General features: G+C 32.0%; 13 protein-coding genes. 3 read left to right on the top strand and 10 right to left on the bottom strand.

Going from position 1 to position 14,789, the window contains the following annotated elements; genetic code table 11:
• Positions 1-105: 105 nt before the first annotated feature.
• Positions 106-1,023, top strand: coding sequence for a hydrogenase small subunit (locus TOPB45_RS04570; protein ID WP_013909682.1), 918 nt, complete (start codon positions 106-108; stop codon positions 1,021-1,023).
• 35 nt (positions 1,024-1,058) lie between these two features.
• Positions 1,059-2,759 (top strand): nickel-dependent hydrogenase large subunit, encoded by a 1,701-nt coding sequence (locus TOPB45_RS04565; protein ID WP_013909681.1) that lies wholly within the window; start codon positions 1,059-1,061, stop codon positions 2,757-2,759.
• A gap of 50 nt (positions 2,760-2,809) precedes the next feature.
• On the opposite strand, the gene hypD is transcribed toward TOPB45_RS04565, so the two are convergent.
• From hypD to TOPB45_RS04520, 9 genes are all read right to left on the bottom strand, one after another.
• Positions 2,810-3,943, bottom strand: a complete 1,134-nt coding sequence (hypD, locus tag TOPB45_RS04560) for a hydrogenase formation protein HypD (RefSeq protein ID WP_013909680.1) — start codon at positions 3,941-3,943, stop codon at positions 2,810-2,812.
• Positions 3,906-4,145 carry a HypC/HybG/HupF family hydrogenase formation chaperone gene (locus tag TOPB45_RS04555; protein ID WP_013909679.1) on the bottom strand — a complete coding sequence of 80 codons (240 nt, stop codon included), beginning with the start codon at positions 4,143-4,145 and terminating at the stop codon, positions 3,906-3,908. Before TOPB45_RS04555 ends, hypD begins: the two co-directional genes overlap by 38 nt.
• 6 nt (positions 4,146-4,151) lie before the next feature.
• Entirely contained in the window at positions 4,152-4,748 is a 597-nt protein-coding gene (locus tag TOPB45_RS04550; protein ID WP_013909678.1) for a CDP-alcohol phosphatidyltransferase family protein, read from the bottom strand.
• On the bottom strand, positions 4,736-6,268 hold the full coding sequence (locus TOPB45_RS04545) for a YifB family Mg chelatase-like AAA ATPase (RefSeq protein WP_013909677.1): 1,533 nt from the start codon (positions 6,266-6,268) through the stop codon (positions 4,736-4,738). The genes TOPB45_RS04550 and TOPB45_RS04545 overlap by 13 nt, the downstream gene beginning before the upstream one ends.
• An 80-nt stretch (positions 6,269-6,348) precedes the next feature.
• A complete protein-coding gene (atpE, locus tag TOPB45_RS04540; RefSeq protein ID WP_013909676.1) occupies positions 6,349-6,720 on the bottom strand; it encodes an ATP synthase F0 subunit C in 372 nt (123 codons plus the stop codon).
• A 74-nt stretch (positions 6,721-6,794) separates the two neighbouring features.
• The gene (gene atpB, locus TOPB45_RS04535; protein WP_013909675.1) at positions 6,795-7,547 is read right to left on the bottom strand and encodes a F0F1 ATP synthase subunit A; all 753 of its coding nucleotides are present in this window, start codon (positions 7,545-7,547) and stop codon (positions 6,795-6,797) included.
• Positions 7,548-7,561: 14 nt separating this feature from the next.
• Positions 7,562-7,972 carry an ATP synthase subunit I gene (locus TOPB45_RS04530; RefSeq protein WP_013909674.1) on the bottom strand — a complete coding sequence of 137 codons (411 nt, stop codon included), beginning with the start codon at positions 7,970-7,972 and terminating at the stop codon, positions 7,562-7,564.
• Complete coding sequence (locus TOPB45_RS04525; protein ID WP_013909673.1) at positions 7,950-8,219, bottom strand: AtpZ/AtpI family protein; 270 nt, start codon at positions 8,217-8,219, stop codon at positions 7,950-7,952. Before TOPB45_RS04525 ends, TOPB45_RS04530 begins: the two co-directional genes overlap by 23 nt.
• A gap of 108 nt (positions 8,220-8,327) precedes the next feature.
• Positions 8,328-12,515, bottom strand: a complete 4,188-nt coding sequence (locus TOPB45_RS04520; protein ID WP_013909672.1) for an acyl-CoA dehydratase activase — start codon at positions 12,513-12,515, stop codon at positions 8,328-8,330.
• A 140-nt stretch (positions 12,516-12,655) separates the two neighbouring features.
• On the opposite strand from TOPB45_RS04520, the gene rlmD reads away from it, so the two are divergent.
• A complete protein-coding gene (rlmD, locus tag TOPB45_RS04515; protein WP_013909671.1) occupies positions 12,656-13,954 on the top strand; it encodes a 23S rRNA (uracil(1939)-C(5))-methyltransferase RlmD in 1,299 nt (432 codons plus the stop codon).
• On the opposite strand, the gene TOPB45_RS04510 is transcribed toward rlmD, so the two are convergent.
• Positions 13,878-14,699 carry an RNA methyltransferase gene (locus tag TOPB45_RS04510; RefSeq protein WP_013909670.1) on the bottom strand — a complete coding sequence of 274 codons (822 nt, stop codon included), beginning with the start codon at positions 14,697-14,699 and terminating at the stop codon, positions 13,878-13,880. The genes rlmD and TOPB45_RS04510 overlap by 77 nt on opposite strands.
• Positions 14,700-14,789: the final 90 nt, after the last annotated feature.

Raw genomic sequence — 14,789 nt, 5'->3', positions numbered from 1 at the left:
TAAAAAGTCTTAAAATACTATCTAATTTTGAAATTTTTTATTCTTGTCTTTTTCGTAAAACTTAATATGATAAATATTATAAAATAAAACTAAAGGAGGTAAGGTATGCTTAATTTAAAAGAACTAAGTAGGCGTGATTTTCTTAAAATATGCACAATTGTAACAGCTACTATGGGACTTCCTTATTCAATGGTAGAGAAAGTAGAAGCTGCAATGAAAAAGGGTCCTAAACCTACTGTAATCTGGCTTCACTTTATGGAATGCACAGGTTGTACAGAATCACTTTTAAGGGCATCTCATCCTCCTATTGGTAGACTTGTTCTTGATATTATTAATTTAGAGTATCATGAAACCTTAATGCCTGCTGCTGGAAAACAGGCAGAAGAAGTTCTTCATCAGACTATGGAGAAGTATAAAGGAAAGTATATCTGTGTAGTAGAAGGTGCTGTCTCTACAAAGGATGGAGGAATTTATTGTAAAATAGCAGGAAAACCTGCTATTCAGATTTTAAAGGATGTAGCTAAAGATGCTATGTTAGTTATTGCTATAGGAACTTGTGCCTCTTTTGGAGGAGTTCAAGCAGCAGCTCCTAATCCCACAGGTGCAGTAGGAGTTAAAGATGTAATTGGGGTAGACAAACTTATAAATGTTCCTGGATGCCCACCTAATCCTTATAATTTCCTTGCTACAGTTAGTTATATTTTAACTTTTGGTAAACTTCCTGAGCTTGATAAGCTTAGAAGACCTAAATTTGCTTATGGAAGACTTATTCATGATCACTGTGAAAGAAGAGCTCATTTTGATGAAGGAAGATTCGCAGAAAAATTTGGAGATGAAGGACATAGAAAGGGATATTGCTTATATAAACTTGGTTGTAAGGGACCAGTTACTTATGCTAACTGTCCAGTTATAAGATTTTGTGATGTTGGAACCTGGCCTGTAGGTTCTGGTCATCCTTGTATTGGTTGCACTGAGCCTAATTTCTGGGATGAGATGAGCCCATTTTATAAATCCTTAGGATAAAAATAAAAAAATTTAAAAAATAAGGAGGGGTAACTATGGGTAAGAAAATTACAATTGATCCTATAACAAGGATTGAAGGACACTTAAGAATTGATGTAGAGGTAGATGGAGGAAAAATAGTAAATGCCTGGTCCTCTGCTCAGATGTGGAGAGGATTTGAAGTGATTCTAAAAGGTAGAGATCCGAGAGATGCTTGGTTATTCACTCAAAGAATTTGTAATGTTTGCACAACAGTTCATGCTATTGCATCTGTTAGAGCTGTTGAAAATGCATTAGGTATGGAGATTCCTTTAAATGCTCAATTAGTTAGAAATATTATAATTGCTGCTCATGGTATTCATGACCATTTAGTTCATTTTTATCATCTTTCTGCCCTTGACTGGGTAGATATTGTTTCTGCTTTAAAGGCTGATCCTAAAAAGACTGCTGAACTTGCTCAAAGTCTTTCTGATTGGGAAGGAAATAGTGTAACCTATTTCAAGGCTGTTAAAGAAAAACTTAAAGCCTTTGTAGAGAGTGGTCAAATTGGACCTTTTACTAATGGTTACTGGGGACATCCTCAAATGAAACTTCCTCCTGAAGCTAATTTAATGGCTGTTGCTCATTATCTTTCTGCTCTTGAATATCAATTCTTACCTAATAAAGCAGTAGCTATTTTTGGTGGAAAAAATCCTAATATTCAAACTTTAGCAGTAGGTGGTATAGCCTTAGCTATTGATCCAAATGAAGAAGCAGCTTTAAATATGGAAAGACTAGACCTTGCTCGTGAAGTATTATTACAGGTAAAAGATTTTGTTCAAAAGGTTTATCTTAATGATGTTATTGCAGTTGGTTGTCTTTATAAAGAATGGACTAAGATTGGAGGAGGTGTTCCCAATTACTTAGCTGTTCCTGATATGCCTCTTGATACAAAGGGAACTCAATTTGATCTTCCTGGTGGAACTATCTTTAATAGAGACCTTGGTACCTTTACACCGATTAAGAGCTTTAATGATCCATACTTTAGAGATAATGTAACAGAAGATGTTATACACTCATGGTATAAAGACACTGGACCAAGACATCCATGGCAGGGTGAAACAGTTCCTAACTATACTGATTTTAATCCTGATGGTAAATATAGCTGGTCTAAGGCTCCTCGTTTCAAAGGTGAACCTATGCAGGTTGGTCCTGTAGCTCAGGTATTAGCAGGCATTGCCTCTAAACATGAACCTACTATGAAGTGGGTAAATTATTCTATTGAAAAAGCAAAGGCTCTCGGTGTCAATATAGATGTAAATGCTTTCCATTCTACTATTGGAAGACATTTAGCAAGAGCAATTAGAGCTGCAGTACTTTGTGACCTTGCTTTAAAGCATCTTGATCTTTTAGAAGCAAATATTGCTAAAGGAGATCTTTCTATTTGGAATGAACCTAAATTCCCAGCTGGAGAAATTAAAGGATTTGGTTTTCATGAAGCACCAAGAGGAACTCTTTCTCATTGGGTAGTTATTGAAAATGGAAAGATTAAAAATTATCAGTGTGTAGTTCCTTCTACCTGGAACGTAAGCCCAAGAGATGCTAAGGGTAAAATGGGACCTTATGAAGCAGCCTTAGTTGATAATCATCCAATTGTAGATCCTGAAAAACCCTTAGAAGTTTTAAGAACTATCCATTCCTTTGACCCATGTATAGCTTGTGCTGTTCATATCATTGATGCTAAAGGAAAAGAAATTAAGAGAATAAAAGTTCTCTAAAAGAAACAAAACTCTAATAAAAAAAGGGGGGCGCAAAAAGCGCCCCCTTTTTATTTTTGTAGATTTTTTCTATATTTGAAATAAGCCAAGCAAGCCCCTTCTGAAGAAACCATACAAGGACCTATTGGATTTTGAGGAGTGCAAACTTTTCCAAAAAGTCTACATTCTGGTGGTTTACTCAAACCTTTTATTACTTTTCCACAAAGACATAAAGGATTTTCTTTTCCAGAATTAACAGAAACTTTGAAAAACTTTTCTCCGTCCCATTTTTGATATTCCTCTTTTATTTCATAGGCACTATAAGGAATCTCTCCTAATCCTCTCCAAGGAAAGGATTTTCTAATATTAAATACTTCTTTTAAAAACTCCTTAGCTTTAATATTTCCCTCTGGAGTAACAGAACGAGTATATTGAACCTCAACTTCACATCTACCTTCTCTCATTTGTTTAGCTATTAAATAAACAGCTTGAATAAGGTCAAGAGGCTCAAAACCAGAAATTACTATAGGAGTTTGATATTTTTTTACTATAGGCTCATAGGCTCTACTTCCTGTAATGGTGCTTACATGTCCAGGTCCAATAAAGGCATCAATAAGAGGTTTTTCTTCGCTTTGAAGAAGATATTCTAACACAACTAAAGCTAAAATATGATTACAAACTACCCATAAATTTTTAACTCCTAATTCCTTTGCTTGTTTTATTAGCACTGCTGTATGAGGTGAGGTAGTTTCAAATCCTATAGCAAAAAATATTACTTTCTTTTGCGGATTTTCCATAGCAAGTTTTAAAGCTTCAAGAGCTGAAGAAACAGGCTTTATTTCATATCCTTCAGCTCTTAATTTAAGAAGGCTTATTCTATTTGAACCAGGAACTCTCATTAAGTCTCCATATGTACATAAAATTACCTCTGGTATCTTAGCAAGTTCTATAGCTAAATCTAATCTTTCTAAGGCAATTACACATACAGGACATCCTGGTCCATGAACGAAATTTATATAACCCTTAAGAAGTTCATCAAGACCATTTCTTAAAATAACATGAGTATGTCCTCCACAGAATTCCATTATATTTATAGGTTTACCATATTTTTCTACTTCCTTTTTAATAAGTTTAACTAAGTTTTTGACCCTTTCAGGGTCTTTGAATTTATTCCAAAGAATATTGAGATTGTTTGAGTAATTCATCCCAGGCTCTTAAACTCTCCAAAGCTTCTTTCTCACTTAATTTTTGTATAGCAAACCCTACATGAACTAATACCCAATCTCCTTCTTTAACAGGCTCAGGCAGTAAATGTAATGAAATTTCAGTTTTTACTCCTTCTATTTCGGCAACTGCTGTCCATTCATTTTTTATTTCTATAATTTTATAAGGATAGGCTAAACACATTTTAAATTAACCTCCAGTTCTATATATTCGGTATACATGCATTATTCTTTGTAAAGCTGTAATATGAGTAAAAAGGGCAATAAATATTAAAATAGGAATACATACATCAAAAATTAAAGCAATTATTAAAAGGGTAACCCTTTCAAAACGTGTCAAAATTCCGACCTTACATTCAAAACCAACTCCTTCTGCCCTTGCTCTTGTATAACTAACCATTAAAGAGCCTGTTATAGCTAAAAAACTCAAAATAACTCCAACAAAGGAATTTTGAATTAAAAAATAATAGGTAAAAGCGAGAAACAAAAAAATTTCTCCATATCTATCAAGAACAGAATCTAAAAAGGCTCCAAAGGGAGTTACTTTTTTAGAGTATCTTGCAAGTAAACCATCTATTGCATCAAGAGGGGCAAAAAGAAATAAGAAAATCCCTCCAAATAAAAGTTCTCCGTAGGCAATAAAAATAGAACTTATTATAAAACCTACAAGGCAAGTTATAGTTATAATATTAGGATGGATACCCAGATAAGCTAATATTTTAACTATAGGTAAAAGCAGAGGTAAAGATGCATTTCTTACAGTTTCGTTAAAGGCTAATTTTCCCATAATGGTTTTTCTAAAATTCTATATTGTACAGCTTCTGCAATATGTTGTTTTAATATTATCTCAGATTCTTCTAAATCTGCAATAGTTCGAGATACTTTTAAAATTTTATGCAAAGCGCGAGCTGAAAAATTAAATTTATTAGCCACCTTTTCAAGAAAATCTTGCGCCTTTGGTTCTAAAATACAATATTTTTTTATTTCTTTAGGTTTAAGTCTTGCATTTACCTTTAAAGGAGAGCCATATCTTCTTTCTTGAATTTTTCTTGCTTTTATTACTCTTTCTTGAATAGTTTTAGAATCTAAAGAACTTTTAATAGGTTCTTTCATTAAATCTTTAAATTCTACAGGAGGAACCTCTAAATGAATATCAATTCTATCAATAATAGGACCTGAAAGTTTGCTTCTATATTTTTTTATTTCCTGAAAAGTGCATTGACAGGGTTTAGTAGGATGTCCATAATAACCACATCTACAAGGATTCATAGCACAAACAAGCATAAACTTTGCTGGATAGGTTATGGTAAAACTTGCTCTGGTAATAGTAACTTTACCATCTTCTAAAGGTTGTCTTAGGGCTTCAATGACATCTTTTCTGAATTCAGGAAATTCATCTAAGAATAAAACTCCATTATGAGCAAGACTTATTTCTCCTGGCTTAGGATGTGTTCCCCCTCCTATCATTCCTGCTTCTGAAATTCCAAAATGGGGATTTCTAAAAGGACGATTTATAATAAAAGGTTTTTCAGCAGAAAGGAGTCCAGCTACTGAGTAAATTTTAGTTGTTTCTAAAGCTTCCTCATAACTCATAGGAGGTAGAATGGTAGGAATTCTTTGAGCAAGCATAGTTTTTCCTGCTCCTGGAGGACCAATCATTAAAAGATTATGCCCTCCTGCTGCAGATATTTCAAAAGCTCGTTTAGCTAATTCTTGACCCAAAACTTCTGCAAAATCTATATCAAATTCAGACTCCATATCTTCTAAAACTTCAATATTTTCTTGCTGAGGATTAAAAATACCTTTTAAATAATCTGTAACTTCTCTTAAGTGTTTTACCCCTATAATTTTAAACTCTTTTACTAAGGAAGCTTCTTTAAGATTTTCATAAGGTATTATAATTTCATCTAAGCCTAATTCTTTAGCTTTTATTACTGCAGGAAGTATACCTTTTGTGCTTTTTATTCTTCCGTCTAAAGCTAATTCTCCTAAAAATGCCTTTTTATTAAGTGTTTCTTTAGAAACTATTCCCATCCCAGATAAAAGAGCAACAGCTATAGCCAGATCAAAACCACTTCCTTCTTTTTTTAAATCTGCTGGAGCAAGATTGATAGTAATTTTTTTCATAGGAAATTGAAACCCTGAATTTTTAAGTGCAGATCTTATTCTTTCTCTACTTTCCTTAATAGAACTATCTGGTAAGCCTACAATAGTAATTCCCGGAAGTCCTAAACCAAAATCTACCTCTACTTCTACTGGAAAGGCTTCAATACCTAAGATAGTAAAACTTAAAGCTTTAGAAAGCATTTTTTAAATTTATTAAGAAAAAAGGCCATAAGGTTTTTTTCACCCTATGGCCTTTTAGAGATTTGATATTTTAAATTTTCTTAACCACCAAGCCCTAAGGTAGTTAAAAATTTAGGAATAACAGGATTAGCATAGAGAAGAATTAGAGCAATAACTAAGGCATAAATAGTAAGAGATTCAATAAGAGCCAAACCTAAAATCATGGTAACTGTAATTCTACCAGCTACTTCAGGATTTCTTGCCACTCCTTCACAAGCCCCACGGATTCCATGACCCATACCAATACCACATCCAAGAGCAGCAAATCCTACACCTAATCCTGCAGCTAATACAATAGCAGAAAAGAAACCAAATCCAGTCACCATCTTATTAGCAGCTTCTTGAGCTAAAACTGGATTAGTAAAAAATAAAACAGCTAAACTTACAAGTCCCAAAATTAACCACTTCCTCATACCTCAACCTCCTTTTTAAAATTTTTAAAATAATATTTTTACCAGAAGGAAATACCCCCTGGTAAAAATTCTTTTTAATGATGCTCCTGAACAGCTCCAGCAAAATAAGCCATACTTAAAGTTATAAAAATTAACATTTGCACAAAGGAAACCAAAACACCTAAAATCATAACTGGTAAAGGTGCAAAAAACTTTCCTGCTAACATAGTTAATATTCCTAAAAGAATTTCTTTAGAGACTAAATTTCCAAAAAGACGGACAGAAAGAGAAATAATTCTTCCAATATGGGCAAATATTTCTGCAGGAGCCATTAAAGGGATTAGCCAAGGAATAGGGCCTAAGAAATCTTTAAAATACTTAAGTCCTTTGTATCTCAATCCTAATAAATGATAGTACACAATAGTTATTAAAGTAAGACCCAGAGTTACATTAATATTAGCAGTGGGAGACATAAAACCAGGGATAAGACCTAAAAGGTTACAAAAAAGAATGTAAAGAGCAAAAAATACAATTAAAGGAAAAACAAAAGGCACTATATTAGGAGTATGTCCTTCTCCATGAGGTACATTATCTTTAGTATAATTATAGAGAGTTTCCAAAGTAAATTCCCAAAAATTTTGAGCACCTTTAGGTATAAATTCTTTTTTTCTTGTTCCTAAAAGCGCCAATATAATTAAAAGTAAACAAACAAAATAACTATGAACCATATGTGGTGCAAAAACTTTAGCTAAAATTCCATACTTATCTGCCTCCTCATAATAAATCCATCCAGAAGGAATACCAAGTTTTTCTAAAATTAAACATAAAAATAAAATAGGGTGCTCCATCTTTACCCTCCTCTCTAAATAATTTCTAATTTTCTAAAATATAAGTTTCTTAAGGCTATTATTATCAATTCAAAGTATACTAAAAATAGCCCTAATAATATAAAAATGGGATTTAATTTTACTATTTTTATAAAGAAGAAAAGAAGAATGCCAGTAGCCAAAAGTCTAAGATAAAATTTGCTCATATAGAGAAAAATACCTCTCTCTGGAGAAAGTCCATTTTTAACCCCTTCCAAAATTTTTATACCATCCTTTTTAGTAGATCGAAGATTAAGATAAGCAATCCCAATTCCTGCTATTAAAGAAAAAATATATTTTAAATCTCTTAAGATTAAAAAGGATAGAAAAATAAAGATAATAGAAAAAATAAAAATAGAAAATTCTAAATTTCTAATAAAAACTTTATGATCTATTTTGTTTTTCATCTTTAGAAACTTCTTTTAATCTCTTTTTACTATACCAAATAAGATTTTTTATCCCTCCTATTGCCCCGAAAATAATAAATATGGTAGTAATCCAAGGAAAATATTTTCCTTTAAATACCTTTTCATCTATTAACCAACCAATAATAGCCCCTGCTATAATAGAGGCAATAACTGCGATACCAATACTAAAACTTTCAACTAAAACACTAAATAAAAATTTAAAAGTACTATCTTTTTTCTTTTCCAAGTTAATTGTATTTAACTTGTTTTTTTATAAAAATCAACTATTAAAAATTTATAAAATCGGCTATATTATAGAATATTACGGCAAAAATACAATTTAATTTAAGTTTTTTTAAAATTTTGCTTTCTTACTATTAAAAAATTCTTTAACCTGTTCTACAAAGGCTTCAACCCTCATTTTGGTTCCTAAGGATTTCTGCCCATCACAAGGAACAGTTAAAGTTGGAAACCTTATACCTTCCTCTTCTTTTATTTTTTTTAAAATAGCAGATACTACATTTCCTGGCATACAGGCAAAGGGAATGACATTTATTATACCTGATGCTCCATGACTTAAATATTCTACAGCTTTTCCTACTGAAAGAAGAACTTCCCCTCCTTCAAATTCTGGATGAACATATTTTTTAGTCAATTTCATAAGCTCTTCTACATCTAAATCTTCTGCCATATTAAGAACATCTTTGACAAGATTTATAAATTTCTTTTCTTCCCATTTAAGATACTGAGATTCTATTATATATCTTAAGACTGTTCTAAACCATCCCAATTTTTTAGCCCATCTTTTAGAAGTATAATTTATAAAATATATCCATTCGGTAATAGGAGGAAGCCATACTTCAAGTCCAAGGTCTTCTAAAAATCTATATAAATTTTCATTAGCAAATCTATTATTTCTAACATAAATTTCTCCTACCACTCCCACAACAGGTTTTTTTTCTTCTTTAACTTTTATATTTTTAAAGGCTTCCTTTATTTCTAAAAGTGTCTCTATCATATTCCCTTTTTCTTCTACTGTTTTTTCTATTTTTTTAAGAGATTCCCAGTAAAGTGCTTCAACTTCTTTTTTATTTAGGGCGTAGGGTCTTGTTTCTCTAAAAAGCTTATCTAAAATATCTACAGCTACAATACCTTGCCAAGCAATTTTCATAAAAGTCCTTCCCAAAATATCTAAATCTTCATAAAATTTCATATCCTGTTGTAAAGAATAAACTGGCATATTTATACCAAGATCTTTAAGAATTTTTTTATGAAGTCTATTGTATTGACCAAATCTGCAAGGTCCTCCGCTATCAGGCATAAAGAAAATGCTTTTTTCAGGATTAAAATCAGGAGAATTAATAAGTTTTATAAGATCACCTGTAGTTAAAATTGTAGGATAACACTCTTTACCAGAGGTAAATTTTCTTCCCAATTCTAAACTTTCTTCATCTGGTTCTGGTAAAACTTGTGCATTTACTCCACAGGCTCTAAAAGCTGCAGCAAAAGCTACAGCATGATCACACATGTAAGGAATATATACAGTTCTGTTATTTGAAGGATAAGCTTTTAAAATCTCAAAGGGTTTATGAATATCGAAATACCTAACTTTATTCTTGATACTATCTACAAAGGCTTCAAGTCTTGTGACTACTCCTGCTTCGGCACTATGCTCATCAACTTCTATTTCAATAAAAGGTTTTTCACCCAAAAGATCTTCAAAGAAATGTTCAATAAAAGAATCTGGACCGCAGGAAAAATTGGTAAAGTATATAGGAAATAAATTGGGTGTTTTTCTAATTATATGAGCTGCAAGTAAAAATCTTTGCCCATATTCCCAATACATTCCCTCTAAGAAAGAAAGATTCTCTACTTCTTCTAAAGGTAACATATCTACGGGTAGCCCCACTAATCCTAATTTTCTTATTTTATAATGGATTCCAAGATTGGCACCTGTATCAAAGGCATTATAAGGTCTCCCAACTATAACTAAAATTATTTGGTCTTTAAAGTTTTCAAGAATTTCTTTCCCTCTTTGTTTTAGAAAATGATGAAAATCTTTTTGAGCTTCTTCTCCTAATTTCCAAGCTTTTTTAACTTTTTCAATAGGCTCTCCTAAAAGATTAGCTAAATTTTTAATTTCTTCATTTAAGACAATACCTCTCCTCCCAAGGTGTAGAACTGGATTAATAAGATTAACTTTTAATTCTGAAAATTTAAAAGCTGCAGGACTTATCCAAGGAACGCTTTGTACATAGGGACAAACTTTACCTACTTCAAGAGCTGGATGTTCAGGTGGAAGATCTGTTATTTGAGGTAAAAAAATGTTTTTTACTCCTAACTCTAAAAGAGCATTTAAATGTCCTATAGCAATTTTTATTGGAAAACAGGGTTCAGCTGGTGTTAATTCGCAACCTTTTTTGATAATTTGTTTAGATGTGGGAGGAGACAAAATTACCTTATATCCTAATTCTTGAAAGAAAGTAGCAAAAAGAGGTAGCCATTCATAAAATTGCAAAATTCTTGGGATCCCTATAACTTTACCTTCAGAAAAATCACTCTCTACAGGTTTAACATAAGATAAAAGCTTTTCTTCTCTCTCTAAGGTCAAGTTAGGAATATGGGAAGGTGCTTTTCTGTAGTCCAATTCATATTTTTCACATCTTCCTCCATAATAATAGGGCTTCCCTCCTTCTATACTAACCTGATGTATCTCACATTGATTTGGACATCCTTTACATTCAAAAGCTTTAATATGGTATTTAACCTTTACTAAATCAAATCCTTTAAACCTGGTTTCACCTTTAACTTCTTCTTTTGCTAAAAGAGCTGCCCCAATTGCTCCCGTAACTTCATGATGAGGAGGCACAATAACTGGTTTTCCAAGAACCTTTTCAAATGCAGCAACTACACCTTTATTAAAGGCAACAGCTCCTTGGAAAAAGATTTTATTACCTATCTTCCTATCTTCTACAACTTTATTTAAATAGTTATAGACAATAGCGTAACAAAGACCTGCTATAAGATCTTCCTTAGGTAGTCCCTGTTGTTGATAATGGAGAAGATCTGATTGCATAAAAACAGTACATCTTTCTCCGAGTTTAAGAGGAGAATTGCTTTTTAAAGCTATATCACCAAATTCCTCAATAGGTATTCCTAATTTTACTGCCTGTTCTTGTAAGAAGGAACCTGTTCCTGCTGCACAAGCTTTATTCATAGCAAAATTGGAAATAGTTCCTTTGTCAAGATAAATATACTTAGAATCTTGTCCTCCTATTTCAAAAATAGTATCAACCTCAGGATCAATAAAAAGTGCACCATAAGCCTGAGCTGTTATTTCATTTCTTATTACATCTGCACCTACAAAATCACCAGTTAAATATCTTCCTGAACCAGTAGTTCCTACGCCCTTAACTTTAACCTTAGGAGGTAATTTTTCTCTTAATTCAAGAAGTCCTTGCTTTATACTCTCTAAAGGCTTTCCATGATGAAGCATGTATATCTTTGCAAGAAGATTTCCTTTTTCATCGATAGCAACAAGTTTTGTACTAACGGATCCCACATCAATTCCTAAATAAACCTCAAATTCTTCCTGCGGTATTTCTATGTAAACTCTTTTTTCATATTTTTCAGCTAATTTCTCGGATATTTCTAAGGATTTGAAAGGAACCAAAACAGGATGTCTTGGAGGATTAAAGACTCTTTCTCTTAAATAGGCTCTAAGAATTTCAGAACCTTTATACCCAGAAAATGCTTTTCCTTCCAGTCCATAAAGAGCTGCTCCAATTGCTCCCATTATTCTATAATGTTCCGGTATTATTAATTCTTCATCTTTGAGTCCAAAAATTTCCTTTACAGCTTTTCTTACTCCTAAATTTGCAGCTACTCCTCCTTGAAATATAAGAGGAGGTAAAACCTCTTTCCCTTTAGCAAGATTACTTTTAAGGTTCCTGATAATTGCATAGCATAATCCTGCTACTATTTCTTCATCAGGAACAGCTGCTTGTTGAAGATGTATCATATCTGATTTAGCAAAAACTGTACATCTTCCGGCAATTCTTGGAATATTTTTAGCTTTCAAAGCGATTTGAGAAAATTCTTCTATAGTATAACCGAGTCTTGCTGCTTGTTGCTCTAAGAAAGAGCCTGTTCCTGCTGCACAAAGGGTATTTAAGGCAAAATCTTCAATTTCTGGAATTCCCCTTTCATGAGTTATAAAGATTAATTTAGAGTCTTCTCCACCTATATCTATGATAGTTTTAACTTGGGGATAGAAAAAAGTTGCAGCTTTAGCATGAGCCATTACTTCATTTACAAAGGCACATCCGAGTATTTGAGATATAGTCTTTCCTGCAGTTCCTGTACAAGTTATACCAGAAAGCTCGTAATTAAATTCTTTTTCTACTAAAGATAAAAATCTTTCAGCAGTTTCTATGGGTTGTCCATTCGTTCTTTCATATTTCCAAAATAAAATATTTTTATTTTCATCAAGAACAGCAATTTTTGCTGTTCCTGAACCAACATCAAGACCTACATATTTCATAAATTAGACCTCTTTTGATATTTAAATGAAAATTAAGTATTTATAATTTAATTTTAATTAACAGGAATGAAAAATTCAAGAGAATAAAGAAAAAATCTATTACTTGGCAAAAATTTAACTAAAATTATATTTTAAAAGCTATGCAAAGGATCGTAAAGGTTGAAAAGATTATTTTTGGTGGAAATGGACTTGCCCGTCTTCCAAATGGTAAAATAGTTTTTATTCCTTATGTTCTACCTGAAGAAATTTTACAAATAAGAATAAAAAAAGATTATGGAGATTATGTAGAAGCTGAGGTAGAAAAGATTTTGGAAGCTTCTCCTTATAGAAGAGAGGCACCTTGTATTTATTATGGAACTTGTGGAGGTTGTCAACTTCAGCACGTTATTTATCCTCTCCAAATTGAAATAAAAAAAGAAATGCTTTTTGATGTCTTTAAAAGACTCGGTTGGAAAGAAGAAATACCTTTAGAAAGGGTTGTTCCTTCTTCTAAGGAATTTTATTATAGAAACCGTTTAAGATTTCATGTGGAAAATGAAAATTTTAAAATGGGATTTGTGAAAAGAAAAACTCATGAGGTTTTAAAAATTGAAAAATGTTTATTAGGTGAAGAAATACTTAACAAAGTTCTTTCTCAGCTTTATGAAACTCCTTCTTGGATAAAGCTTTCTTATTATAGCAAAAGAGTAAAAATTGAAACTTCCCCAGAGGAAAATAAAGTTACTTTAATTTTTTGGACCATACTAAAACCCCAGAAAGAAGATTTAGAAGGAATGTTAAAAATAAAAGAATTAAAAGCAATTTTTTATTGGATGAAAGGAAGACGTCCTGACGGACCTTTTCCAGAAGATAGTTCTTACGGTGGAAGAAGGGTGTTCAAAAATATAGATGAGATCCTTTATTATGTTCAACCTGGGGTTTTTGTTCAAGCAAATTGGGAAATTAATTGTGCTATTATGGAAACTTTAAGGTCTTGGGATCTTTCCTTTGAAAAAGTACTTGATCTTCATGCAGGAATGGGAAATTTCCTTTTTCCTTTTGTATTAAAAAGAGAAGCTAAAAAACTTTTAGGAGTTGATACAGATTTGAGAGCAATAGAAGATGGTCTTTATACAGCTGAAAAAGCAAAGCTAAATGGAAGACTTGATTTAAGAAATATGAGTGCTATAGAAGCACTCTATTCCGCTGTAAAAGAGGGAGAAGAATTTGATTTGGTACTTCTTGATCCCCCAAGAGGAGGATGTAAAGAATTGATGAGACTACTTCCTGAGGTTGCTAAAAAATATATTATATATATTTCTTGTGATGCTCCAACTTTAGTAAGAGACTTGTTAATTTTAAAAAATCTTAATTATCAACTTATTAAACTTTGTCTTTTTGATATGTTTCCTCAGACCTATCATTTTGAAGTGGTTGCTCTTTTGGAAAAGAAAGATTAAGTTTTTTACCTAATGCCCAAAGAAGCTTTCTACAAAATCCTTGTATAATTTTCACTTCTCTTGAAGTAAGCTCAAGTCTTGAAAGAAATCTTTTTATATTGGTAAACCATAAAATTTTATTATTATGAGGTATGTAATCTATGGACTCCAATGTTTTTTCAATTATAGCATACATAATATTTAATTCTTCAAAAGTTGCGAGTTGTGGTTTAGGGATTTTTGGAATACTTGCAGCTTGAAAAATTTCATAAAGAATTATAACTACTGCTTGAGAAACATTTAAAGATGCCTTTTCTGTAGTAGGTATAGTAATAACATCATCACAATAAGATAATTCTTCATTAGAAAGACCAAATCTTTCATTTCCAAAAAGGAGAGCGATTTTGTTATTTATTGAAAGTTCACATATATAAGGAGCTATCTCCTTTGGAGTGTGATAAACTAATCTATGTTTTCCAAGTCTTGCTGTAGTTCCAATCACATAATTAAAATTTTTTAAAGCAGTTGGAAGATCATTAAAAATTTTCATTTTTTCTAAAATAGGAATGCCTGATTTTGTTGCCATAGCCTTCATTTTTTCTTCTTCTAAAGGTTCTGGGTTAACAAGAATAAGATCAGAAATCCCAAAGTTTGCACAAGCTCTTGCAGTAGAACCAATATTTTCACTATAAATAGGATTGACAAGAACAACTGCTATATTTGAAAGATTTGCCTTGACAGGCTCAGCAACAGGACGAACTTGCATTTATTATTTAAATTACTATATCTTTAATTCCTTGTCAATTTTTTGATTTTTTAAAAAACTTGACAATTAAAAAGATTAATTTTAAAAATT

It is taken from the genome of Thermodesulfobacterium geofontis OPF15, from assembly GCF_000215975.1.
GTDB classification, from domain to species: domain Bacteria; phylum Desulfobacterota; class Thermodesulfobacteria; order Thermodesulfobacteriales; family Thermodesulfobacteriaceae; genus Thermodesulfobacterium; species Thermodesulfobacterium geofontis.
Note: the sequence above shows the minus strand (reverse complement) of the source record. Positions and strands in the feature narration are given on the sequence as shown.

Coding starts and splice junctions, on each gene's coding strand:
- hypD (WP_013909680.1), bottom strand. CDS start 3,943: ATGAATTACTCAAACAATCTCAATATTCTTTGGAATAAATTCAAAGAC.
- rlmD (WP_013909671.1), top strand. CDS start 12,656: ATGCAAAGGATCGTAAAGGTTGAAAAGATTATTTTTGGTGGAAATGGA.
- TOPB45_RS04570 (WP_013909682.1), top strand. CDS start 106: ATGCTTAATTTAAAAGAACTAAGTAGGCGTGATTTTCTTAAAATATGC.
- TOPB45_RS04510 (WP_013909670.1), bottom strand. CDS start 14,699: ATGCAAGTTCGTCCTGTTGCTGAGCCTGTCAAGGCAAATCTTTCAAAT.
- TOPB45_RS04565 (WP_013909681.1), top strand. CDS start 1,059: ATGGGTAAGAAAATTACAATTGATCCTATAACAAGGATTGAAGGACAC.
- TOPB45_RS04520 (WP_013909672.1), bottom strand. CDS start 12,515: ATGAAATATGTAGGTCTTGATGTTGGTTCAGGAACAGCAAAAATTGCT.
- TOPB45_RS04530 (WP_013909674.1), bottom strand. CDS start 7,972: ATGAAAAACAAAATAGATCATAAAGTTTTTATTAGAAATTTAGAATTT.
- TOPB45_RS04545 (WP_013909677.1), bottom strand. CDS start 6,268: ATGCTTTCTAAAGCTTTAAGTTTTACTATCTTAGGTATTGAAGCCTTT.
- atpB (WP_013909675.1), bottom strand. CDS start 7,547: ATGGAGCACCCTATTTTATTTTTATGTTTAATTTTAGAAAAACTTGGT.
- TOPB45_RS04550 (WP_013909678.1), bottom strand. CDS start 4,748: ATGGGAAAATTAGCCTTTAACGAAACTGTAAGAAATGCATCTTTACCT.
- atpE (WP_013909676.1), bottom strand. CDS start 6,720: ATGAGGAAGTGGTTAATTTTGGGACTTGTAAGTTTAGCTGTTTTATTT.
- TOPB45_RS04555 (WP_013909679.1), bottom strand. CDS start 4,145: ATGTGTTTAGCCTATCCTTATAAAATTATAGAAATAAAAAATGAATGG.